At 68.2% G+C, this 305-nt stretch carries 1 protein-coding gene; it reads right to left on the bottom strand.

Going from position 1 to position 305, the window contains the following annotated elements; genetic code table 11:
- Positions 1 to 305, bottom strand: a 305-nt coding sequence (locus KIH27_RS22305) for a transposase (protein WP_214095108.1), incomplete at both ends; no start/stop codon positions are given.

Genomic DNA, 305 nt, shown 5'->3' with positions numbered 1-305 from the left:
GTAGGTCTGGGTGCGGGAGTCGGCGCGCACGCTCATCCGGACCAGTGCGATGGTGTGGATCGCCCGGTTGGCTTGGCGGTCTCCGCCACGGTTGAGCCGGTGGCGGCTGGTTTTGCCGCTGGAGGCCGGGATGGGGCTGGTTCCGGTGAGGGCGGCGAATGCGGCTTTGCTGGTGATCCGGTGTGGGTTGTCGCCTACGGTGATCAGCAGTTGCGCGGCGGTGACGACACCGATGCCTGCGGCAGCCAGCAGTGCGGGGTTGACGTGCTCGACGAGAACCCCGAGTTGGGCGGTGAGGTCGTCGA

This window comes from Mycolicibacter acidiphilus (assembly GCF_018455725.1).
GTDB classification, from domain to species: domain Bacteria; phylum Actinomycetota; class Actinomycetes; order Mycobacteriales; family Mycobacteriaceae; genus Mycobacterium; species Mycobacterium acidiphilum.
This window is presented reverse-complemented; position numbering and strand designations above follow the sequence as displayed.